Raw genomic sequence first — 21,800 nt, forward strand, 5'->3', positions numbered from 1 at the left:
GAGCCGTGAATCGCGACCGCCGTCTGATATTGCGCACGGGCGTTTCGGCGGCGCTTTGGGCGGCGTTCGGCGAGGGCGCCCCCGCGCAGCCTGCCCCCGCGCGCGTCGCGGCGGACGGCTTCCGGCTCCTTGAGGCGGGGCCGGCGCATGCGCAGCTTCTCGCCGCCCCCGCCCCGGCCGTCCCCGCGCTCGGTTATGACAGCGCGACGCCCGGGCCGCTGCTGCGGCTGCGCAAGGGCGAGGAACTGAAAGTCAGACTGACCAACAAACTCGCCGAGCCGACCAGCCTCTGCTGGCCCGGCCTGCGGATCGCCAATGCGATGGCCGGCATAGGCGGCCTGACGCAACCCGCCGTGTCACCCGGCGCCAGTTTCGATTATCGCTTCACGCCGCCCGATTCCGGCTTCAACCTCTATCGCCCGCACGCCGGCGCGGCGACGGCGGGCCAGATCGGGCGCGGGCTCTATGGGCCGCTCATCGTCGATGAGGTTGCGCCGCCGGCGCGTGATCTTGAAGCGATCGTCGCCCTCGCGGACTGGAGCCTCGATGCGCAGGGTCAGGCGCGCGACGATTTCTCCGATCCCGTCGCGGCGCATGGCGCGGGCCATCTGGGCGCCCTGCTCGCCGCCAATAATGGCGCGACGCCGCTCACGCTGAATGCGGCGCCGGGCGCCCGCATGCGTCTGCGCCTCGCCAATGCGGCCAATGCGCGGATCATGGTCATCGGCGTCGAGGGTGTGAAGCCGCTCATTATCGCGCTCGACGGCCAACCGGCCGAAGCCTTCGAGCCCTTGCACAACAATTTCCCGATCGGGCCGGGGGCGCGCTTCGACATGATGTTCGACATGCCGCGCGACGGGAAGCCGGTGCGTTTCGTGCTGCTGGGCGGCGGCGCGGCGGCGATCGCCGGCGAGACCGATCGTCCGCTGATCGTCTTCACGGCGACCGGCGATCCTCTCGCGCAGCGCCCGCCCCTCGCAGGCCTCGACGCCAATCCCCTATTGCCCATCGAAATCGACCTGCAGCGCGCCAAGCGGGTCGACATGACAATCGCCGGCGGCGGGAGCGTTCCCTTTTCGCTCAATGGCGCGACGGCGCGCGATTGGCCCGCCAAACCATTATTCTCGGTGGCGCGCGGCGCGCCCGTCACGCTGGGGATCGTCAACAACACCGCCGTCACGCAGGCCATTCGCGTCTACGATCATTTCATGCGCCTGCTGCATGGGATGGACGACGGCTGGGAGCCTTATTGGCGCGACAGCGTGCTGATCGCGCCTGGCAAGACGAGCCATGTCGCCTTTGTCGCCGACAATCCCGGCCATTGGCCCATCGAATCGGCGATCCCCGAACATCAGGCGGCGGGAGTGATGACGATGTTCGCGGTGGGTTAGGTAGGACGGGCAGCGCACCGCCCCACCCCTGGCCCCTCCCCGTAAGAACGGGGAGGGGAAATCTGGGCGCCTCCCCTCCCCGCGTTTGCGGGGAGGGGCCGGGGGTGGGGCGGCGGCGCCTTACAGCTTTCCCTCGATCGCCGCCCGGATCGTCTCCAGCGCCTCATCGTCATCGCGCATCACTTGTGCGTTCGAGAAGCGCAGGACGCGCCAGCCCGCAGCTTGCAAAGACGCCGTTCGTTGCGCGTCATAGGCGAGCGCGCGGTCGGCGCCGTGCTGGTTCCCATCGACTTCGACGATCGTCTTGCTGGCGACGCAGGCGAAATCGACAATCGCTCGGCCGATGACGACTTGCCGTCGAAAGTGCGTTCCGCTGAGCGCCAGCCGATGACGCAGCGCCCACCACAATCGACGCTCCGGCTCCGTCATCTCCCGCCGCATCGCTTTGGCGCGCGCGCGCAATCGCGGATCTTCGTCTTCGCGCATGGATCGTTCCTGCCTGGACGGGGATAATATCGCGCTCGGCTTGCGCTCGAAAGCGCCCCACCCTTGGCCCCTCCAAACCGCCCCACCCCTGGCCCCTCCCCGTTGCACGGGGAGGGGAAATCTTGGCGCCTCCCCTCCCCGCGTTTGCGGGGAGGGGCAGGGGGTGGGGGCCGCGCATTTGGCGCGCGGCGGCTCGGTTGCTATAAGCTGATGAGATCGACACCGAAGCCAGCGCTCATCGCGAGCCTCGCCGTCAGGGAGCATCGTTTGACCTATTGCGATTTTGAAGCGCTGGAGCAGACGCCGCTCCAACGCGATCCCTTTGAATTCCTCGTCGTGCCCGATTTCATCAAGGCCGAAAAATTCGCCTCCGTCATCGCTGATTATCCCACCGTGCCGGGCCCAGGCTCGCATCCGCCCGCCGAGCTCGACATTCACGGCAAGTTCGAGGAGCTGATGGGCGAATTGCTCGGGCCAGAGTTCCGCGCCGCCGTCGAGCGCAAATTCGCCATCGATCTTGCGGGCCGCCCGACCATGTACACCGTGCGCGGCTTCGTGCGCGAGAAGGACGGCTCGATCCATACCGACTCGACCACCAAGATCATCACCGTGCTGCTCTATATGAATGAGCGCTGGCAGGAGGACGCCGGGCGTCTGCGTCTGCTGCGCGGCCCCGACAATCTCGACGATTACGTCGCCGAAGTGCCGCCCTATGGCGGGACTTTGCTGATCTTTCGCCGCGCCGACAATTCATGGCACGGCCATAAGCCGACTTCGGGCCCCAGGCGCGCCATCCAGCTCAACTGGGTCACCACCCAGGACGTGGTCGACAGCGAGCAGCGCCGCCACCAGTTCTCCACCAAATTCAAGAAGTTCACGCGAATGTTCATTCCCGGTTCAGCAGCGGCGGGGCATTAACGACTTCACTGCGTACAATCGCGGCGGAGAATAGTGGCTCTAGCGCCGGCGGCGCCGAGCAAGGTAAACGTGGAGGGATTGGCTATGTTGAATAGAACCATAGGGATTGCATTTTCGGTCGCCATTCTGGCCGGCGCTTTCGGCTTTGCGTCAACCAGCGCCGCCAACGCTGAAAGCGTGATGAAGATCTGTGGCGAACAATGGAAAGCCGCGAAGGCCGCGGGCACCACCGGCGGCAAGACCTGGCCTGAATTCCTCGCTCAATGCCGCACCGAACAGAAGAGCGGCGCGGCCCCGGCCGCAGCGCCGGCCCCCGCCGCGGCTCCTGCACCCGCTCCCGCCGCCGCGGCTCCCGCGCCGGCGCCCGCAGCCGCGGCTCCCGCCGCCGAAGCGGCGCCGATGAAGAAAACCACCAGAGCCAAAGGCATGGCCGCCGCGCCGGGACAGTTTACGACCGATACGGAAGCCAAGGCCAAGTGCCCGTCCGACACCGTCGTCTGGGTGAACACCAAGTCGAAGAAATATCATTACGCTAACGCCGCCGATTACGGGAAGACGAAGAGAGGCGCTTATATGTGCGAGGCCGACGCGACCGCCGCCGGAGCCGTCGCCGCCAAGAACGAGAAGCGTCCTTGAGACTGACCGGCGGCTGACGGCCTCAGCCGCCGCCGACCATGCGCCGCTCCATGGTTTGCAGGAGCGGCGCTCTCGCTACGCGTGATTATTGGGAGGATTCATGCCTGCCAATTGCTGTCACCCCGTCGGCGCGCATAAGCGCCTGCGCCTGCCCGACACCTACGTGTCGAGCCTCATGCTCGACCGCGCGCTCAACGCCATCGCCCGCCGCGCCGGCGCGATCGACCGCAATCACGACATTCCCTATCTCGCCGGCTACAGCACGGACGGCAAGCGGATCTATATCGACCGTCATTTGCCGCCGAGCTTCCTCTACAAGGGCCGCAAGATCGAGGTCGACCGCTATCTCCTGCTGCATGAGGAGGTCGAAAAGACGCTGATCGACCAGCTCGACCTGCATTATCAGCACGCCCACCAGATCGCGACGCGCGCCGAAGAGGCCGCCGTGCGCGCCGACGGCGTTTCATGGCGCGCCTACGACCGTTTCATGCAGCAATATGTCAAGGAAATGGGCGACGAGCGCCTGACCAAATTGCCTGGCGATCTCGACCTCAAGCCCTATCGCGACGAGCATGATTACGACCTCATGCGCCGCATGAAGGGGGCGACCGAGGATATGGGCCATCCCCTATCGAAAGAAACCGCCCTCTCCCGCCGCCTCGCCAAAGCGCTGGGCACGCGCGCCGCGATCCTTGAAGCGGCGAAAGCGGCGAAGCCTGTTTCGGGGCGAGCGGGCAAGACGGGCGCTGGGCTGGTTTGAGGCGGCGCGGCGCGCGCGGCGGCCGAGAACGGCCAAGGCAACATATTGAGGGCTTCTCACCGCTCATCAAGCGCCGCATGGTCGGAACATTCCGCAAACTGGTTCCAGGCGAACCACCCTGATGGAGATGTAGCAGAATAGCGACCAACGGCGCCGCGTTCGAAAGGTGTATTGTGCAAGAAAAATTGGGGCTGAAAGGACCGACAGCGAGCACGATCAAGCGGCTTTTCGCGCTCTCAAGCAATCGCTGCGCCTTCCGGCATTGCACATGCCCGCTAATTGTCGGGGAGACAGTTGTCGGAGAGGTCTGCCACATCAAAGCGGCCAGCCGAGGCGGCCCTCGCTATGATAATCAACAAACGGCCGACGACCGGCACGGGTTCGCGAATCTCATTCTCATGTGCGGGCCGCATCACACGATCGTTGATGACAATGAGGAAGCTTTTACCGTCGAGTTTCTTACAAGACGTAAGACCGAACACGAGAGCAACCCTGCCCGCTTGGACGAACAAATTGTCGACAAAGCGATGTATCTTTTTCTCAATCAGACAGTATCATCAACGAATCAATCGGGCGGGATAACCGCAAATACTGTCAATACCGAAGCGATACATTTCAATTCCCTTTCGGTAGCCGCGCCAATAGCCGGCACTCCAGACTGGACGATTCAGGATCTGTTTTTGTATCTCCGGTCGAAGCTTGATCCTGCCGGACCGACAGCGCTTTGGGACGAGGCGGCCGAGGAGGTCTTAGACAAGCTTTCCTCGGGCCAACTGCAGGCTTGGGGGCGAGAGATAAGTCGTGGCGTGACGACGAGTTTCAGAAGCCTTGCGGCCATCGACGCCACCTATTGGCGAGCAGCGCGGTTCACATTTGTTTTCCTTTTAGATGGGCATGAACGGGACGTGCATGTGAACCAAATCGCACGGTCAGCCCTGCGAGACTACTCCGATCTGCATGTAAATCGTGAAAAGGCTCTTGAGCTCTGGCCGCATCCGCAACTCGGCAGTTGGAGCGTTCAAAACATCACACTCGCCGCTCACTACCTCAATAAAACATCGGACCAACTAACCATCCCGTGCAAGACCATCACTCTGTTTGATGCTCATATTGAGACGATCAAAGACGCAGGTGGAGCTGCATCATACCGCCGCTTCGTCGCCCCCGCCTATCTGCTTGCAACGGGCATTGATTCCTCCGCCGCCCATTCTCTCCAATGGGCAGCGCGACAACTCTCGTTCATCGATCTCAAAACGAATTCCAAGAAGATTTTTTATTTGGGAGGATTAGCGGAGGCGCCTGTCCAAAGCCGACGAGTGAAATTTTTGCTCGAACCCCAGGAAGGAGTGACGCCACAGCCCGTCTCACCGGACACCCTTGCGCGTGCGGCAGAGTTCTTTGCCGGGCGAGCGGCTCACATGAACGCCGGAATAGACGTTCCGGCCGTACTACGACGAGGTCCCAAGCTGGTGTTGAGGGTTGTGCCTTTGTCGGGGCTCGAAGGTGGCCGTGACATTGAGCACGCTGCACCGAGACTGCTCGGTCACCTCCTTTCTCCCGATGGATTTGAAAAATACGAGGATCGGACGCGCAAGGAGGGCTGGACCTGGCGTGACCCGCCGACACCGATTGGCCTCCCCAACCCGGTTTCCTGGTGGCACAGTCGTTTAGACTGGAATGGCTATGTTGAGGTCGCGCAGACGCTTTTTGAGGAAACTGAAGAGCGGCGCGCCGGCGTTATTCGAGGGCATCCACTCGAACGAGCAATTGTATGCACTCTAGATGCTGTCTGCGATGCGTACCAAAAGCTGCAATTGCGATCGCCTGCCTTCGTCCAGGTGGAACTGATAGGTGTCCTCGGTCTCAGGATCGCCAAGTCGACGGCCGGCCACACAAAAGGTTTCGATCGGCCGTTTATTTCGACAGAGGTGCTTGACCTCATCCAGATGGCGCGGCCATTAGGCGTCGTGCTTCGTTCAACGTTGGATACGATCTGGCGCGCTGCGGGTTGGCCGGAGGGCTCGCCCTCCTTTTCGCGAAGTGATTGGGAGGGATACGCCAATCCCCACCCCTATCAATTGGATATCGCTTTGAATTAGAGCCTGATGATTTTTGATCGAAACGGTCGAGGGTGATCCATCGTTTCGCATGGCGGAGCGTGTTTCACCTCAGAAGGTTCGTCAAGTGCGCGCCCAAAGGCGCGCCGCCTCCGGCGGTCGCCTGAAAGGCGACACTTGACGAACCTTCTGAGGTGAAAAAAATGCCTCCATGCGAACAATGGCTCAATAACGAAGCTGCCGCCGATGGCCGTTCGATTCAATCAATTCTCATCTCGCTCTGTCTATGATTTTTGAAACAACAGCTAACGCCATAAGAGCCAAAAAGTTATTTCTGAAAATTAGAATCAATGGTAGTCTTCGAGGGCTCGTTTTCTAAAGCCTGTCCGCAAAGAGTTTCGCCTTGAACGCTCCCCGTTTTCTTCGCCTGAACGCCGGGTCATCGCGCGCCGCAAGCCGCGTTTCACGCCCGAAATTTCGAAAGGGAAGGCCGAATGGGTTTAAGCCCTTGATATCGCTCGTTTCGCGGATAGAACCACGCTTCCGCGCCCGTGAGAATCAAGGACTTAGCGGCGGTTTTGACGTTCCGAGTCGGTTCCTTCCAGGGCCTCGGCTATTCCGCGGCCCTTCCCGCTCCACTCTCCGCACCCGTGCGCGCGGCGCCACGTTTGGCGCGCCCTATCGCGCGTGGCATCATCGGCGCGAAGGGCGCGCCCCGCTGCAAAGCCGCACCGCAAGTTGAGGAGAAAACATGACCCTGTCCGACTCGCGCGCGAAGCCTCTTCGGATCGAGGGCGGAGAGATCGCCGATCGGGCGGGGGACGCCTCGGGGATTCGCGTCTTCAAGGGCATTCCCTATGCCGCGCCGCCCGTCGGGGAATTGCGCTGGAGGAAGCCTGAGCCGGTCAAGCCATGGGACGGCGTGTTGAAGGCCGACGACTGGGGCCCGCGCGGCATGCAGGGCGACCGCCTTGGCGACATCGACCCGCTCAACAAGCGCATGAGCGAGGATTGCCTCTATTTGAACATCTGGACGCCGGCGCAGTCGGCGATCGACCAATTGCCGGTCCTGTTCTGGATCCATGGCGGCAGCAACAATACCGGCGCCGGATCGCAACCGGAATATGACGGCGGCGCCCTCGCCCGCAGGGGCGTGGTGGTGGTCACGATCAATTATCGGCTCGATGTGTTCGGCTTCCTCGCGCATCCCGATTTGACCAGGGAGTCCGGCGTCGGCGCCTCGGGAAATTATGGGCTGCTGGATCAAATCGCCGCGCTGCAATGGGTGCAAAACAACATTGCCGCTTTCGGCGGCGATCCCGGAGCAGTCACGGTGTTTGGCGAATCCGCCGGCGCCATGAACATCAGCCTGCTGATGGTCTCGCCTTTGACCAAGGGCCTGTTTGCGCGCGCGATCGGGCAAAGCGGCGGCGCGCTGAAGCCCGCCGCTGTCTTCGGACCCAAGCCGTTACGGACCGGCGAAGAAGACGGACTGAAGTTCGCGCGAGGCTTGGGGGCGGATTCCATCGCCGAGCTTCGCGCCAGGCCGGCGCAAGACGTGCTGAAGGCGGCGCTCGCGAGCCCGATCGCCTATGGATTTGGCGTTGTCGACGGCTATGTCGTGCCCGACCATCCCGCCAAAATCTATGCCGAGGGCAAGCAGCACGCCGTTCCGCTGCTCGTCGGCTGGAATGCGGATGAGGGAACGTTGTTCGCCGCCCGCATGGTCGCCTGGGGGCCCGACCTGCCCTCTTACGCCGAGCGCATTCGCACGCAGTATAAAGACCATGCGCAGGGGGTTCTCTCGCTTTACCCGCCCGGCGCCACGCTCGAAGACGACAAGGCTTCGTTCGCCGCGCTGTTTGGCGACGAGATCATTTCCTATGGCGGATGGGCCTGGGCCGAACGTACGGCCGCGACGGGCGCGGCGCCGGTCTACCGCTATTATTTCAACCGCCGGCCGCCAGGGGCGCCCGAACTGTCGATCTACCCGCTGACGGCGCCGGGCTCCTATCACAGCGCTGAAATCTGTTACGTCTGGGACTGCCTTCAGATCAGAGATTGGCCATGGGAAGCCGCTGACCGCCGGCTCGCCGACGCCATGGCGTCTTATTGGGTCAATTTCGCCAAGACCGGCAATCCCAACGGCGACGGGCTGCCGCCATGGCCCACCTACGAACCGGGCGGCGCGGGGCGGGTGATGGAACTCGGCAAAGACATTGGTGTCCAGGGCGAATGGCGCCGCGATCGCTATGAATTTCTTGACGACTATTATCGGAAGGCCGCTTCGCGATAGCCGAGGCGCCGGCAGATCAGGAAGCTCTCGCGCCTGCCTCCAGCGTCGCCAGAAAGGCATAGCGGCGGAAGCGCGCGCTGAAACGGCAGCGCATATTTCGCGCGGCGGCGAATTGCGACAGCTCGGCCTCGAGGGTCAGGCAGGGATGGACGGAAAATAGCGCCAGCCAGCGCGCCAGCGCCGACCGGAACGGCGCGGGAAGTCCGGCCTGATCGCCAAAATCCACGATGTGCAAAGAGCCGCCCGGCGCCAGACAATCGCAGGCGCGCGCCAGCGCCTCTTTCCACGCCGGGATCATCGAGAGGGCATAGGAGATGAAAATCCTGTCGAAGGTCGCGACGCCGAACAGAGCTTGCGGATCGAGCAATGTCGCGTCGGCCTGCGCCGTTGCGATGCGCCCATCGAGATGGGCCGCGGCGACGGAACGACGCGCGGTCGCCAGCATTTCCGCCGAGACGTCGATTCCATACGCCTGGATCGAAGGCCAGGCTCTGGCGGCGCGCACAAGGTTGCGCCCAGTGCCGCAACCGATTTCGAGCACGCGGCCGCCCGTCGGCGGATGGAGATCGGCGATGAGCTGGTCGCGGCCGAGCAGGTAGAATTTGCGGGTCGCATCGTAAAAGTGCCGCTGATGGCGATACATCCGATCCATCAAGCGGGCGGCGTCATCCCGTTCGGCGAAAGCTTCCGTCAATGCCGGTCCGCCAGCGTGTAGAGATGGAAGCCGCCATAGATGGAGGAGCGATCCTTGCGGCCCAGCGTCCGGCACAGATCCGCGTCATAGACGAAGGCGCCGAGAATGTCCTGCGGCACGCGTCCCGGCAGCAGCCGCTCATCGGCCGCCGTGCGGAAAATCACGCGCGCGCCGGGACGCGCGGTGCGCAGGATCTGCGTCCATAAAGCCGTCAGGTCGGCGTCGCTCATCCAATCCTGCGCATCGAGCAGGACGTAGCAATCGAGGCTTTCGGCCGGGCTCTCGGCGAGGAACGTGGTCATGGAGCCGTGATGGGGCCGAACGCGATCGGCGCGCGCGCGCACGGCGTCGAAATTGTCGCGCTGGAGGTAGGGCGGCAGAGACGCGTTCGCATCCGGCGCGTAGCGCCGCCCGAACGCCTGCCAGGCGAAATAATTGTCACCGATCGGAAAGCCGCAAGCAAGGCGCTCGACGCGCTGTTTCAGGACGGCGGCGATGCCGTCGGGCGAATCGCCGCTCAGAGCGCGATATTGGGAAGGCGGAATGCCGAGGCCGTAAAGCGTGGCCGGCTGGCGCGCGAGCCAGCGCACGAAGCGCTTGTCAACGACAGGCGCGAGCTGCTTGTCGAAGACGGCGCGCTGCTCCTCGATGGTCCGCGCTTTGAGGATGGCGCCGAGGTCGACGCCATAGAGACGCGCGAGCCAATGGCCGGCGCCGATGAAGCGGCCAAGCAGGCCGTGGCGATAGAAATTATCGGCGAATCCATGGATGCGGCGCCGCACGCCGATGCCGCGTCCATCCCAATAGGCGCGCGTGTCGGGATCGAGCAAAGCGCGCAATTGCGTCTGATAGGCCGAGACATTGGCCGGATTGTTTGCGCGACCGAAGAAGCTGAAAAAGGCCTCGTAGTCAGGCAGGTTCTTCAGGGCGCACAGTTTCAGCCGGTTCAGCGCGATATGCGCGCCGTTCAGATCGACGGCGGTGATGCGCGCGGGGTCGGCCGTGAGATAGGACAGGACATTGCAGCCGCCCGAAGCGATCGCGACCATGCGATCGTCGGACCGGATGCGCAAAGCCTCCATATCGACCAGCGGATCTTCCCAGATCTGGGGATAGACCAGATGCTGAAAGGCGAAGGTGAACAGGCGCTCCAGGACGCCTGTCTTCGACAGGGCCTTGTTCTGATGGACAGCCGCGCTCAATCCCTCATTGGTCGCGCGCCGAATCACCCGCGTCGAATTTGCCACATGATTCTCTGAAGCCGGACTGCGATGACTAGCGGCTAAGGGAATCGTGTGACAGGGACATGAAGGCGCTGGCGCGCGGATACGAAACGGCTAGGCGCTCAGCGCCCAGGCCGTCGCCGCGCCGAGGATTACAACCAGCCATGGCGGCGCGCGCCAGAATACGAGAAGCAAGAAAGCGGCAAGGCCGATCGCGAAATCGGTCGACGAGCCCATGGCGCTGGTCCAGACGGGCGTGTAGAGCGCCGCCAGAAGCAATCCGACCACAGCGGCGTTGACGCCCTTCAGGGCCGATTGCACGCTCGCCCGCTGCCGAAGACTGTCCCAGAATGGCAAGACGCCGACGAGCAGCAGGAAGGACGGCAGGTAGATGGCCGTCAGGCAAATCAAGCCGCCGAGCCAGCCGCTCGGCGAACCGTTCATCGCTGCGCCGAGATAAGCGGCGAAAGTGAAGAGAGGACCGGGAACCGCTTGGGCGGCGCCATAGCCGGCGAGAAATCCGTCGTTGCCGATCCATCCGGGCGGAACGACAGCTTGTTGCAGCAGCGGCAGCACGACGTGGCCGCCGCCAAACACCAAAGCGCCCGAGCGGTAGAAGCTGGCGATCAGGTCCAGCGCATGGCTGCCCGACGCCGCGCTCGCCAAAGGCAGAAGCAACAGCAAGGCGAAAAACAGCGCCAGCGCCGCAAGCGCGAGGCGGCGGCTCAATCCAAAGCCAAGACGGCCCGCGATCGGCGCCGGCGCCGCGGGCAAGAAGCGCCACCCGATCAACGCCCCGGCGATAATGGCGCCCACCTGCCCCAAGGCTGAAGGCGCAGCCAACACCAGCATGGCCGCGCCGACCGCCAGCGTGACGCGCTGGCGGTCGGGACAAAGGTTGCGCGCCATGGCCCAAATCGCCTGGGCGACGACAGCCGTCGCCACGATCTTCAGACCATGAAGCCAATGGGCGTGGCTGAGGTCGCCGACCCGGTCGACGCCATAGGCGAACAGGATCAGAATGAGAGCGGAGGGCAGCGTAAATCCGCACCAGGCCGTCAGGCCGCCCGCCAGCCCGGCCCTCAAAACGCCAAGGCTGACGGCGACCTGGCTGCTGGCGGGACCCGGCAGGAACTGGCAGAGCGCGACGATGTCGGCATAGGCGGACTCGCTCAGCCATTCGCGACGCTCGACGAATTCGGCCCTGAAATAGCCGAGATGCGCGACCGGACCGCCAAAAGACGTGAGGCCGAGTTTCAAAAAGACGCGAAGAATCTCGCTCGGCGAACCAGGCCGCAGGGAATTGCCCGCGGTTGCGTCAAGGAGGCGCTGGTCGGAAGCGCGTTCGCGATACGGCTCCACGACTGGCCTCCCTCTTCGTCCGTATCCAGGGGAAAGATGTCGATGTCGTACGCAAGCCTTGCAGGCTGGAATGGTGCACCGCCGCATCGTTGACCAGACGTTAGGACGAAACAAGTATATTCGATCCTCTATTTGAGCTGGCGGGGCGCAGCGCATGTCTTTTCTTTCAAATCGTTTAACAATCAAGGTCCGCATCGCCCTAGTTAGCGTCGCCTTCATCGCGGGACTGGTTATCATCGGCGGCGTCTATCTCATCGGGAGCGGCAAGGTCGCCGCCGCATTCGAAGACGCCAAAGCGTTTGCTGCGCTGGAACACAGGACCAGCGATGTCGCGGCTTCGACAATCGCGTTGAAGGTCGCCAGCCGCGACGTCCGCTTTGGACGCGACTCGATCGACCTGCAAAAATTCAGCCAGGGGGCGACAGAGCTTTCGGACGGCGTCGACGCGCTCGCCAAGGCGCCGCGCGGCGAAGCGTTCAGCCAGCAAATCTCCGCCATGAAAGCCGAGATAGGCGCGATTACGCAGCAATTCGCGATCGTGCAGAAATTGCAGGAAGGACTCGGCGCCACGGGATCGGGAGGGCTTGCCGATCAGGTCGAGCAGTCCAGCCAGACGCTGACGACGCGCATCAAGGCGCTCATCTCCGACGAAGATACGATCGACGCCGAACGCCTGCTTGGCGCTCTGACCGCGATGCGGCGCGATCAAGCCGAATTCAAGGCGACGTTCGATTACAGCCTGACGGGCGAGTGGGAGGTCAGTTTCGGCCGCTTCGAACGCGTTCTCAAGCGCATCGAAATCCCCCAGGAGACAAAAGAGAGCCTCGAGGGCGTCTTCAGGCAATATGCCGACGCTTTCAGGGCCTGGAGCGCGGCTGAAAAAGATTTCATGCTCGCCGCGGAGAAAGTGACGGGCGGATTCGATCTGATCGGCCCGATATTGCAGGATCTCGATGCGAAAGTATCGGCCGAAGGCGAGGCGGCCGGCGCAAGGCTGGCGGCGGCCGAAGCGCTGACGAAGAAAATCATCCTGATCACCATGCTTCTCGCGCTCGCCGGTGGTCTCGCTTCGGCTCTCTTCGTCGGGCGCACCACCGCCAAACCGCTTGGCCAGTTGCGCGACGCGATGCTCGGCCTCGCGGGCGGCGATCTGCACGCCGAGATTCCGGCGCTCAGCCGGCGCGACGAAATCGGCCAGATGGCGAAGGCCGTCCAGACGTTCAAGGAAGCCGCGATGGACCGCGAGCGCCTCGAACATGAAGCGCACGACCAACGCGGCATGACCGAGGCCGAACGCCAGCGCAACGAGGCGGAGCGCGCGGCGCGGGCCAGCGAGCAGGAGCGCGTCGTCGCCATCGTCGCTGCTGGCCACGAGCAATTGTCGCAGGGCAATCTGACGTTCCGTATCGAACAGGCCTTCGCGCCGGACTATCAGAAGCTGAAGGGCGACTTCAACGCCGCCATCGCGCAATTGCAGCAGACTATGACGGTCATATCCGGAACGACCCAACGGATCAGCGTCAATGCGGAAGAAGCATCGCAGGCGTCGGACGATCTGTCGCGACGCACCGAGCAGCAAGCGGCCAGTCTTGAGCAGACCGCGACGGCGCTCGATGAAATCACCGCGACGGTGAAGAAGGCGGCCGAGGGCGCCAGCCATGCGCGCGCGGTCGTCGCCGCCGCCGACAACGACGCCAAGAAAAGCACGCTGGTGGTCCGCCAGGCCGTCGCGGCGATGGACGCCATCGCCCAATCGGCGCGGCAGATCAGCCAGATCATCGGCGCCATCGATGAGATCGCGTTCCAGACCAATCTGCTCGCCCTCAATGCCGGGGTCGAGGCGGCGCGGGCCGGCGAGGCGGGTCGCGGCTTTGCGGTGGTCGCCTCCGAAGTGCGCGCGCTCGCGCAACGTTCGGCCGAAGCGGCCAAGGAGATCAAGGGCCTGATCTCCGCATCCACAGTTCAGGTGGATCACGGCGTCAAGCTGGTGGCTGAGACGGGCAAGTCGCTCGAGCGGATCATGGCGCAGGTGGCCGATGTCAATAATGTCATCATCGGCATCGCCGCGGGGGCCAAAGAGCAGGCGACGGGGCTCGACGAGGTCAATTCCGCGATCAATTTGGTCGATCAAATGACGCAGCGGAACGCAGCGATGGTCGTGGAATCGACAGCGGCAAGCCGTTCCCTGTCGCAAGAGACCTCACAACTTTCCGCTCTGATCGGCCGGTTCCAGGTCGGCTCGCAGGCGGACGACGCTTCGATGCGCCGCGAACTGCAAAAGATTGCGCCGCACGCCTTCCGGCCGGCCGTCGCAGCCGGCGACGATGCGGCCGCGGCGGCGCGTCAGCCAACATCGCGCATCCGCACCGCGCCCGGAGCGATTGGCGCGCATGGCGCGCCGGTAATCCGCAAAGCAAACGGCTGACGCCTGGATTTTGAAAGCGCGGCTCTCAGGTCGCATTTGATGCACGGACCTCGGCCGCCCGCGAGCGGATGCGAAGCCTTCGCCCGCGCGCCGTTTCGCCGCCGCAAGGCTTGAACCGCATTGATCTCTCTTTGACAATTTCAGATTACTCTATTATACAGAGTTATCTGAATAAAGAACTGATCATGCACCTCCCTACCCTGTTGCGCCCGATCGGCTGGGCGCTGTCGGCCGCCGGCGCGGGCGCGCTGGCGATCGCCTGCTTGCTCGCGGCGCCGCTCTCGCAGCCGCCGGTACTCGCCTCTGTCCACGAAGGCGCCGTCGCGATCGGCGACGTCGATCGCCCAGCCCTCAGCCGCTTCCAGGCGCGCGACGGCACGTCGCTCGCCTACCGCCTCTATCCCGCCAAGAACGGCGCGACGGACCGGCTGGCGATTGTCGTTCACGGCTCCTCCGGGACGTCGGCCGATATGCACGCGGTGGCCAAAGCTTTGTCCGACAATGGCGTCGCAGCCGCGGCGATCGATACGCGCGGCCATGGCGCCTCGGGAACGCGCGGCGACATCGCCTATATCGGCCAGCTCGACGACGATCTTGCCGATCTCGTCGCACAATTGCGCGAGGCCTATCCGTCCGCGCGCCTCAGCTTGATCGGCCATTCGGCGGGGGGCGGCTTCGCTCTGCGCATCGCCGGCGAATCTGAGGGCAAGCTGTTCGATCGGTTCGTTCTGCTGGCGCCCTATCTCGGCTATTTCGCGCCGACCAACCGTCCATCCGAAGGCGCCGGCCGTTGGGCCGACGCCGACGTTCCCCGCATCATCGCTCTCGGGCTGCTGCGGCGCATCGGCGTCGATTGGGCGCAATCCCTGCCCGTCGTCGCCTTCGCCAACGCACCGAGCGCTCATAAGAACGTCACCTCGCGTTATTCCTACCGGCTCGCCACAAATTTCGGGCCGCCGACCGACTGGCAGGGCGCCTTCGCGGCGACGGCCGCGCCGATCGAAGTCATCCAGGGCGAGAAGGACGAATTGATGGACGCGGGCCGCTATCAGGCCGCCCTCGAACCTTTCGCGGGCAAGGTCCATCTTTCGTTGCTGGCCGGGATCGACCATATGGGCGCCGTGCGCGAGCCGGCGGCGCTCGCCGCGATCGTCGCCGCCGTGAAGAATGACGCGACGCGCCTAACCGAGAATGGCTTGAGCGCCTTCCCATAATTCACGCGCGACTTCGGCGGCCGGGCGCGCCAGTGCGCGGGCGGCCGATTGTCCCGCCCAAGCCTGCATCCGATCGATGTCGTTATCCCGGGTCGCCGCGTTGCGCATCGCCTGCGTCAACCCGCGCTGCACCGGATAAGGCGCCGGCGAGGGCGCGTCGGCGCCCGCCGCCGCGCGCGCATAGGCGGTCGCGATGGCGCGTCCCGGACGGCCCGAGAATGCGCGCGTGACCATTGTTTGCTCCGGCGCGCTGCTTGCGATGGCGTCGGCCCATGCGGGCGGCAATTTCGCCTCGGGACAGCGCAAAAACCCCGTGCCGATCTGGACGGCCGAAGCCCCCAGGATCAAGGCCGCCGCCACGCCCCGCGCATCCGCGACGCCGCCCGTCGCGATCACCGGTATTTTCACAGAATCGACGATCGCCGGCAGCAACGAGAACAGGCCGATCATGCCGGCCTCCGCCTTCGCCGCATCGAATGCGCCGCGATGGCCGCCCGCTTCCATGCCTTGCGCCACGATCGCATCGGCGCCCGCATCTTCCGCGCTTTTCGCCTCGGCGACCGTGGTCGCGACGGCGAACCATTTGATGCCGCGCGCCTTCATCTTTTCGACAAAGGCGACGGGATAAAGGCCCATGATCGAGGAGACGATGGTAGGGCCGGCTTCGAGCATCGCTTCGCATTGCGCCTCGAAATCCGGCGGCGCCGCGTCGCCGGCTTCGGGCGCCACGTCAGGCCCCCAATGGCCAAGAAAGGCGCGCACAGCACTTTCGGCGGCGGCGTCGCGCGTCGGCGCCGGATCGGGAACCCAGAGATTGATCTGGAAGCCGCCATTGCTGCCGGCGCGCGCTTCCGACGCCCACGCCTTGATCGCAGCAGGCTGCAGCAGCAGCGCGCCGCAGGCGCCAAGCCCGCCCGCATTGGCGATCGCAATCGACAGCGATGGCGGACACGCCCCCGCCATCGGCGCCAGCAGGATCGGAATGCGAAGATCATGGGCCTTGCAGAAGGCTTGCGCGCGGGCGAGAGCGGGGTGAAGCGTCGGCATGAAGGCGATTGTCTCCTCCCGTCAGGCGCGTGTCCAGCGTGAACCACGGGCAGTTAATTTGGCGACGCTTGCTGCGCGTCCTGTCGGCGGAATATTTCATTTTGCTCGAGAATATTTCATTTCATTTCCGCCCGATCGGCGGCGCCGGGCGGCCATAGTTCGCGCCCAGTTTGCCGGCGTCGCGGCCCGCGCGAACGCAGGCCGCATTCCCATGGAGAACATCGATGATGAAATTTCTCGCCGCACTCGGCGTCTCGACCGCGCTCATGCTCGTCCCGGCGCTCGCCCAGGATAATTCAGGAACGTCAGGCGCCGCCGGAACATCGGGCGCAGCCAAGAGCGATACGACGCAACATCGCCATCACCATCACAAGAACGATGACGGCGGCGCCTCCGCCAACTCGGCGCCTTCAAAGAACTGATCGCCGGCGCGGCGGCGGGACCGCCGAAGGTAATCCCCGGCCCGCTTCCCCACCAGCAAACATGAAAGAAGCCCGCATGCCAGGCATGCGGGCTTCTTTCATCCGTATTGTCTCACATCACGCGTCGGCGGCGACGGCAAAATTCCATATTTTCGCCCCGGGTTGTCCGGCGACGGATAGCCGGACAATCTGCCCCTGCGGCGCATCGTTGAGCAGGTCGATCTTGCCGCCGTGACGCCTGACGATGTCGCGCGCGATCGAAAGGCCGAGGCCGAAACCAACGCGTCCCGAAGAGGGTCGCGCGCTATCGCCCTTGAAGAACGGTTCGAAAACCTTGTCCCGCAGCGCGAGCGGGATGCCGGGACCATCGTCGGACACTTCGATTTGCACCGACGTCTCATTAAGAACCCGCAGCGCCACCGTGACAATCGCGCCATGCTTGGTTCCGTTATCGACGACATTCGTCACCGCGCGATTCAAGGCGTGAGCGCGGCAGGCGAAGGCGAACCGGTCTGGGCCCTGATACGACACGTCATAACCGAAATCCGTAAATTGCGCGCAGATCGTCTGCAGCAGGCTCGGGAGATCGACGAGATGGACGGGCTCGAGCTGGCCGCCCTCGCGCAGATAGGCCAAGGTTTCGCCGAGCATGTCGTTCACCGTCGCGATGTCCTGCAACATGCTGTCTCTCAAATTGACATCCGTCAGGCGCTCGGTGCGAAGACGCAATCGCGTGAGCGGCGTGCGCAGATCGTGACTGATGGCGGCGAGCATTTGTGTCCGCTCATCGACCAGCGAGCGAACGCGCTTGCGCATGTCGTTCAACGCCTCCGCGACCTGAGCGATCTCGCGCGGCCCATCCGCGCTCAGCGTTCCGTCCTCGGCGGAAGAATGCCCGAACGAGCGCGCCGCCGCTGCGATCGACGATAGCGGGGAGGTTACCCAGCGCACGGCATAGAGCGACAAAAACGAGATAATGAAAATGACGATCGCGAGGGCGCAAGTGGTCTGGACGAGGACAAGATTGTAAAACGGCGTGTGCGAGGGCGCCTCGAAAACCAAGGCGTTGTCGTCGCTAATCTTGATGACGATAGAGTCCTTATCGTCGGAAGGAGGCGCGCTCGCAAGCGGAACGATCCCCCATGTATCGGCCAATGCGGCTTTGACCAATCTTGCGATGGCGGGGTGGCGCGGCGCGCTTTCCGGCACGGGGACAAGACGGGCGATCGGAATCAATTCGACATCCTGACTGTGCGATCGCGCCGCCTTGAGCGCCTGGGCGAGCTCTATGGGCGATGGCGCCGCCTCCGCCTCCTTGACGATGGCGGCGATGCGCGCGGCGCGGACGGCGGCCATGATTTCCGGGCTCACCCCGGGTTGCCCCGTGTAGAAAAAATACAAGAGGACCGCCGAAGCGAGGCTGACGCCCAGCAGCACGGCGACGACGACAAGGCCGGCGATTTGCGCCGTTATGGTCTGCGGCGCGAAACGGCGAAGAAAGCCCATTAAGCCGCCTCCACGCCAGGCGTGAAGACGTAGCCGCCCAGGCGCACGGTTTTGATCAGGACCGGGTCGCGCGGATCGGCCTCGATCTTCTGCCGGATGCGGCTGACATGGACATCGACGGTGCGCTCGATCGGTCCTGCGAGCCCGCCATGCGTCAGATCGAGCAATTGCTCGCGTGAAAGGACCCGCCCGGGATTCTGGCAGAAGGCGAGAAGCAGATCGAATTCGGCGCTTGTCGTCGTCACCCGCACGCCCTCAGGACTATAGAGTTGACGCTCCGCCGGATAGACGCGCCAGCCTGCGAAGCGGAAGGGCCGCAAGCGGGCGCCGGTTGCGGTTGGCGCGCCGGTCGCGCGGCAGCGGCGCAGAAGCGCACGGATCCGCGCGATGAGTTCGCGCGAATTGAATGGCTTTGTGACGTAATCGTCCGCCCCGATTTCAAGCCCGACGATCCGGTCGACTTCCTCGCCAAGGGCCGTCAGCATGATGATCGGCACGCTGGAGGCCGCTCTCAACCGCCGACAAATTGCAAGCCCGTCTTCGCCCGGCAACATCACGTCGAGCACGATGAGATCGACGTCGCCCCGCTCCAGGGCGCGGTCCATCTCAGGGGCCGAGCCAACGGCGCTGGCGGCGAATCCATTTTCCGCGAGAATCTCCGCCAGCATCCCGGAGATCGTTGAATCGTCCTCCACGAGCAATATGCGAACGGGCGCTTCGGCGACGGTCGATGGGGTGGATGACATTGGCGTATCAAGCATAAGTCGCACCTCGGTCTCCGCAATCTCGTCGATCTCTATGCGCACGTCAGCCTGTGAAATGTGTTTTTTTGTTTCCTCTGGCCGCGAGCCGCAACCTGCGGCCGCGCAACCGAAACATGTTTTAACATCACTTAATGTGACTTCTTCTCGCCTCGCTCTTAAGTTCGGACATCGCAGGCAATTCTGGTGAAAGGCGCTCGCCAATCGCGCGCTTATCCTCTTCAAAAGAATTGTCAGTTCTCACTCTAGCTCATCAGGCGTCCCATGAAAAAACTCGTCCTCGCCAGCCTCGTAATCGCGGCTCTCGCCGGCTCCCCCCTTGCAATCAGCGCCTATGCCGCAGCGGACGATTCGTCGGCCGAGGGTCATCATCATTGGATGGAGGAGCGCGCCGCATTGCTCGACGCGCGCCTTGCCGGCTTTAAGGCCGGCCTGAAGCTCAACGCCGATCAGGAGAAGAGTTGGACCCCGTTCGAAACTGCGGTGCGCGACGCCGCCAAGGCTCGCGCCGAGCGCTTCCGCGAAATGCGCAAGCAGCAGGATGCGGACGAGCAGCCTTCGCCGATCGATCGTATGCGCATGCGGTCGGATCGGCTGGCCAAAGGCTCGGTGGATTTGAAGGCGCTCGCCGACGCCGCAACCCCGCTCTATGTGAGCCTCGACGATGGCCAGAAGCGTGATTTCGGCCTGCTGTTCCGCGAGTTCCTGCACCACGGCCGTCACCACGATCGAGATTGACCAAGACTACACGCATCTTCGGCGCGACGCGCGCCAAGGTTACGGGCCTCGCGCCGGGCGGCTATCCGGTTGGCGTCGGTTAAAGACGGAAAGCGAACATGACGAATGGTCGATATTTCGACGGCGATCATGTTGACGTCGCGCTGACTGACGGCGCCGTCAATGTCATGGCGCGCCGCCAGTTTGGGATTTCGTTGATCGTCGCCTTCGCGTTGCTGGCGGCGGCGGGGCTGATCGCGCTGAGGATTCATCATGAAACGGCTGCTGGAATGGCTGCGCGGCCTCATAATGTGGGGGCCGAGGCGCCGCGCGCAGAGGTGGCGCCGGCTGCGCGCAAGGCGATGACGCCGGGATAGACCGTGAATGCGCAAAACCGTGTCATTGTGATGCGTCAGTTCATCGCCGTCATCCTCGATGATCCTGACCGCGGTTTCGGCGTCGTGTTCCCCGACATGCCGGGGTGCGTCGCATCCGCGGCAACATTTGAAGAAGCCTCAGACGCGGCCGCCGAAGCTTTGGCCGTTCATCTCGACGAAATGGAGCGCGACGGGCTCGCAATCCCCCAACCATCGTCCTTCACAAGCGTCCTGGCCAGACCGCAATATCGCGACGGCGTCGCCATCCGCGTCCACGCTTCGAAGATATCAACTTGGCGAAGGGCCGCTTGCGAAACCCTGGAGCCGTGAGTCTTTCAAGGCTATTTTTCCATGGACGCGAAAACATCGGACGACCGCCCGCAAATCAGGATTTGACGGAGGATCGTCATGACCCCTAGTCTCCCCGGTCAGGCATTCTCGCGGCGACCGCTTGTTGCCGATTGCCACGAAACAGGGAGATCGAGTCATGAGAGTCTCTTTTGCATTCATTATGGCGGCAGGCGCTCTTGTCGGGATGACGCATCCCTCGGCGGCGGCCGATCCGGCAAGCTGCAAGACTGTCAAGTTCTCCGACGTCGGCTGGACCGACATTACGGCGACGACCGCCATCACCACCGAAATCATGAAAGGTCTCGGCTATACCCCAAAGATCGACGTGCTCGCCGTGCCGGTCACCTATGCTTCGATGAAAAACAAGGACATTGACGTCTTCCTCGGCAATTGGGAGCCGAGCATGGACAACGACCGCAAACCCTATGTTGACGACAAATCGGTCGTCGTCGTCGGCGCCAATCTGCCGGAGGGCGCCAAATATACGATGGCTGTCCCTCAATACACCTACGACAAGGGCCTCAAGAGCTTTGACGATATCGTCAAATTCAAGGATTCCCTGAAGGGCAAGATGTATGGCATCGAGCCCGGCAATGACGGCAACCGGCTCGTGCTCGACATCATCAAGGACAACAAGTTCGGCCTGAAGGATTTCCAGCTCGTCGAATCGAGCGAGCAAGGCATGCTCGCCCAGGTCCAGCGCGCCACCAGCCGCAACGAGGATGTCGTCTTCCTCGGCTGGGCCCCGCACCCGATGAACGTCAACTTCAAGATTCAATATCTGAGCGGCGGCGACGACAGCTTCGGCCCGAATTTTGGCGGCGCCGTCGTTTACACCAACGAGCGCGCCGGCTTTGCCGCCGATTGTCCGAACGCGGCGAAATTCATCAGCAATTTGAAGTTTACCGTCGATATTGAAAACGTTGTGATGAACAAGATCCTCACCGACAGCGAAGAGGCGCCGAAGGCGGCGCAGGAATGGCTGAAGGCCAATCCGGGTCAGCTCGACGCCTGGCTCGCGGGCGTGACGACATTCGACGGCCAGCCGGGGCTGCCCGCGGTCAAGAAGAGCCTCGGCCTCTGAACCAAGCTTGCTTCAGGGAGCGCGCGGCGAGTGCGCTCCCGACCTATCGGGCGTCGGTTGGCGAGGGGGCGCG

General features: G+C 63.6%; 20 protein-coding genes. 13 read left to right on the forward strand and 7 right to left on the reverse strand.

Annotated features, from left to right (window positions below; genetic code table 11):
• Window positions 1-5 precede the first annotated feature (5 nt).
• A complete protein-coding gene (locus GSQ90_RS24805; RefSeq protein ID WP_158817647.1) occupies window positions 6-1,391 on the forward strand; it encodes a multicopper oxidase family protein in 1,386 nt (461 codons plus the stop codon).
• Window positions 1,392-1,511: 120 nt separating this feature from the next.
• On the opposite strand, the gene GSQ90_RS24810 is transcribed toward GSQ90_RS24805, so the two are convergent.
• Entirely contained in the window at window positions 1,512-1,877 is a 366-nt protein-coding gene (locus GSQ90_RS24810; protein WP_158817648.1) for an endonuclease domain-containing protein, read from the reverse strand.
• Window positions 1,878-2,087: 210 nt separating this feature from the next.
• Here GSQ90_RS24810 and GSQ90_RS24815 point away from each other — a divergent pair, with 210 nt between their 5' ends.
• From GSQ90_RS24815 to GSQ90_RS24835, 5 genes are all read left to right on the forward strand, one after another.
• Entirely contained in the window at window positions 2,088-2,795 is a 708-nt protein-coding gene (locus tag GSQ90_RS24815) for a 2OG-Fe(II) oxygenase (RefSeq protein WP_158817649.1), read from the forward strand.
• 84 nt (window positions 2,796-2,879) lie between these two features.
• Entirely contained in the window at window positions 2,880-3,431 is a 552-nt protein-coding gene (locus GSQ90_RS24820) for a hypothetical protein (protein ID WP_158817650.1), read from the forward strand.
• Between the two features lie 100 nt (window positions 3,432-3,531).
• Window positions 3,532-4,191, forward strand: coding sequence for a hypothetical protein (locus tag GSQ90_RS24825; protein WP_158817651.1), 660 nt, complete (start codon window positions 3,532-3,534; stop codon window positions 4,189-4,191).
• A gap of 173 nt (window positions 4,192-4,364) precedes the next feature.
• Window positions 4,365-6,290, forward strand: coding sequence for a hypothetical protein (locus tag GSQ90_RS24830; RefSeq protein ID WP_158817652.1), 1,926 nt, complete (start codon window positions 4,365-4,367; stop codon window positions 6,288-6,290).
• A gap of 709 nt (window positions 6,291-6,999) precedes the next feature.
• Window positions 7,000-8,544, forward strand: a complete 1,545-nt coding sequence (locus GSQ90_RS24835; RefSeq protein WP_158817653.1) for a carboxylesterase/lipase family protein — start codon at window positions 7,000-7,002, stop codon at window positions 8,542-8,544.
• 16 nt (window positions 8,545-8,560) lie between these two features.
• Here the strand turns inward: GSQ90_RS24835 and GSQ90_RS24840 are convergent, their stop codons facing one another.
• From GSQ90_RS24840 to chrA, 3 genes are all read right to left on the reverse strand, one after another.
• Entirely contained in the window at window positions 8,561-9,187 is a 627-nt protein-coding gene (locus GSQ90_RS24840; protein ID WP_158817710.1) for a class I SAM-dependent methyltransferase, read from the reverse strand.
• 47 nt (window positions 9,188-9,234) lie between these two features.
• Window positions 9,235-10,485, reverse strand: coding sequence for a DUF3419 family protein (locus tag GSQ90_RS24845; RefSeq protein ID WP_174247532.1), 1,251 nt, complete (start codon window positions 10,483-10,485; stop codon window positions 9,235-9,237).
• A gap of 90 nt (window positions 10,486-10,575) precedes the next feature.
• Window positions 10,576-11,760, reverse strand: a complete 1,185-nt coding sequence (chrA, locus tag GSQ90_RS24850) for a chromate efflux transporter (protein ID WP_246731764.1) — start codon at window positions 11,758-11,760, stop codon at window positions 10,576-10,578.
• Between the two features lie 217 nt (window positions 11,761-11,977).
• Between chrA and GSQ90_RS32535 the strand changes: the two genes are divergently transcribed.
• Entirely contained in the window at window positions 11,978-14,248 is a 2,271-nt protein-coding gene (locus tag GSQ90_RS32535; protein ID WP_246731760.1) for a methyl-accepting chemotaxis protein, read from the forward strand.
• Window positions 14,249-14,433: 185 nt separating this feature from the next.
• Window positions 14,434-15,462 carry an alpha/beta hydrolase gene (locus tag GSQ90_RS24860; RefSeq protein WP_158817654.1) on the forward strand — a complete coding sequence of 343 codons (1,029 nt, stop codon included), beginning with the start codon at window positions 14,434-14,436 and terminating at the stop codon, window positions 15,460-15,462.
• Here GSQ90_RS24860 and GSQ90_RS24865 read toward each other — a convergent pair.
• Complete coding sequence (locus GSQ90_RS24865; protein WP_158817655.1) at window positions 15,430-16,509, reverse strand: nitronate monooxygenase family protein; 1,080 nt, start codon at window positions 16,507-16,509, stop codon at window positions 15,430-15,432. The genes GSQ90_RS24860 and GSQ90_RS24865 overlap by 33 nt on opposite strands.
• A 224-nt stretch (window positions 16,510-16,733) precedes the next feature.
• Between GSQ90_RS24865 and GSQ90_RS24870 the strand changes: the two genes are divergently transcribed.
• Entirely contained in the window at window positions 16,734-16,931 is a 198-nt protein-coding gene (locus tag GSQ90_RS24870) for a hypothetical protein (protein ID WP_158817656.1), read from the forward strand.
• 117 nt (window positions 16,932-17,048) lie between these two features.
• On the opposite strand, the gene GSQ90_RS24875 is transcribed toward GSQ90_RS24870, so the two are convergent.
• The gene (locus tag GSQ90_RS24875; protein ID WP_158817657.1) at window positions 17,049-18,437 is read right to left on the reverse strand and encodes an ATP-binding protein; all 1,389 of its coding nucleotides are present in this window, start codon (window positions 18,435-18,437) and stop codon (window positions 17,049-17,051) included.
• Window positions 18,437-19,183, reverse strand: a complete 747-nt coding sequence (locus GSQ90_RS24880) for a response regulator (protein ID WP_158817658.1) — start codon at window positions 19,181-19,183, stop codon at window positions 18,437-18,439. Before GSQ90_RS24880 ends, GSQ90_RS24875 begins: the two co-directional genes overlap by 1 nt.
• A 411-nt stretch (window positions 19,184-19,594) precedes the next feature.
• Here GSQ90_RS24880 and GSQ90_RS24885 point away from each other — a divergent pair, with 411 nt between their 5' ends.
• The 4 genes from GSQ90_RS24885 (at window position 19,595) to GSQ90_RS24900 (ending at window position 21,727) form a co-directional block, all read left to right on the forward strand.
• On the forward strand, window positions 19,595-19,936 hold the full coding sequence (locus GSQ90_RS24885) for a Spy/CpxP family protein refolding chaperone (RefSeq protein ID WP_158817659.1): 342 nt from the start codon (window positions 19,595-19,597) through the stop codon (window positions 19,934-19,936).
• 98 nt (window positions 19,937-20,034) lie between these two features.
• A complete protein-coding gene (locus GSQ90_RS24890; RefSeq protein ID WP_158817660.1) occupies window positions 20,035-20,292 on the forward strand; it encodes a hypothetical protein in 258 nt (85 codons plus the stop codon).
• Between the two features lie 3 nt (window positions 20,293-20,295).
• Window positions 20,296-20,622, forward strand: a complete 327-nt coding sequence (locus GSQ90_RS24895; protein WP_158817661.1) for a type II toxin-antitoxin system HicB family antitoxin — start codon at window positions 20,296-20,298, stop codon at window positions 20,620-20,622.
• Between the two features lie 181 nt (window positions 20,623-20,803).
• A complete protein-coding gene (locus tag GSQ90_RS24900; protein ID WP_246731765.1) occupies window positions 20,804-21,727 on the forward strand; it encodes a choline ABC transporter substrate-binding protein in 924 nt (307 codons plus the stop codon).
• Window positions 21,728-21,800 lie beyond the last annotated feature (73 nt).

This window comes from Methylocapsa sp. S129 (assembly GCF_009765995.1).
Lineage (GTDB): Bacteria > Pseudomonadota > Alphaproteobacteria > Rhizobiales > Beijerinckiaceae > Roseiarcus.

Excerpts from the sequence above, each read along its gene's own strand:
- GSQ90_RS24810 (WP_158817648.1), bottom strand. The coding sequence starts at position 1,877 with ATGCGCGAAGACGAAGATCCGCGATTGCGCGCGCGCGCCAAAGCGATG.
- GSQ90_RS32535 (WP_246731760.1), top strand. The coding sequence starts at position 11,978 with ATGTCTTTTCTTTCAAATCGTTTAACAATCAAGGTCCGCATCGCCCTA.
- GSQ90_RS24840 (WP_158817710.1), bottom strand. The coding sequence starts at position 9,187 with ATGTATCGCCATCAGCGGCACTTTTACGATGCGACCCGCAAATTCTAC.
- GSQ90_RS24815 (WP_158817649.1), top strand. The coding sequence starts at position 2,088 with ATGAGATCGACACCGAAGCCAGCGCTCATCGCGAGCCTCGCCGTCAGG.
- GSQ90_RS24875 (WP_158817657.1), bottom strand. The coding sequence starts at position 18,437 with ATGGGCTTTCTTCGCCGTTTCGCGCCGCAGACCATAACGGCGCAAATC.
- GSQ90_RS24890 (WP_158817660.1), top strand. The coding sequence starts at position 20,035 with ATGACGAATGGTCGATATTTCGACGGCGATCATGTTGACGTCGCGCTG.
- GSQ90_RS24870 (WP_158817656.1), top strand. The coding sequence starts at position 16,734 with ATGATGAAATTTCTCGCCGCACTCGGCGTCTCGACCGCGCTCATGCTC.
- GSQ90_RS24865 (WP_158817655.1), bottom strand. The coding sequence starts at position 16,509 with ATGCCGACGCTTCACCCCGCTCTCGCCCGCGCGCAAGCCTTCTGCAAG.
- GSQ90_RS24835 (WP_158817653.1), top strand. The coding sequence starts at position 7,000 with ATGACCCTGTCCGACTCGCGCGCGAAGCCTCTTCGGATCGAGGGCGGA.
- GSQ90_RS24880 (WP_158817658.1), bottom strand. The coding sequence starts at position 19,183 with ATGTCATCCACCCCATCGACCGTCGCCGAAGCGCCCGTTCGCATATTG.
- GSQ90_RS24860 (WP_158817654.1), top strand. The coding sequence starts at position 14,434 with ATGCACCTCCCTACCCTGTTGCGCCCGATCGGCTGGGCGCTGTCGGCC.
- GSQ90_RS24825 (WP_158817651.1), top strand. The coding sequence starts at position 3,532 with ATGCCTGCCAATTGCTGTCACCCCGTCGGCGCGCATAAGCGCCTGCGC.
- GSQ90_RS24900 (WP_246731765.1), top strand. The coding sequence starts at position 20,804 with ATGGCGGCAGGCGCTCTTGTCGGGATGACGCATCCCTCGGCGGCGGCC.
- GSQ90_RS24820 (WP_158817650.1), top strand. The coding sequence starts at position 2,880 with ATGTTGAATAGAACCATAGGGATTGCATTTTCGGTCGCCATTCTGGCC.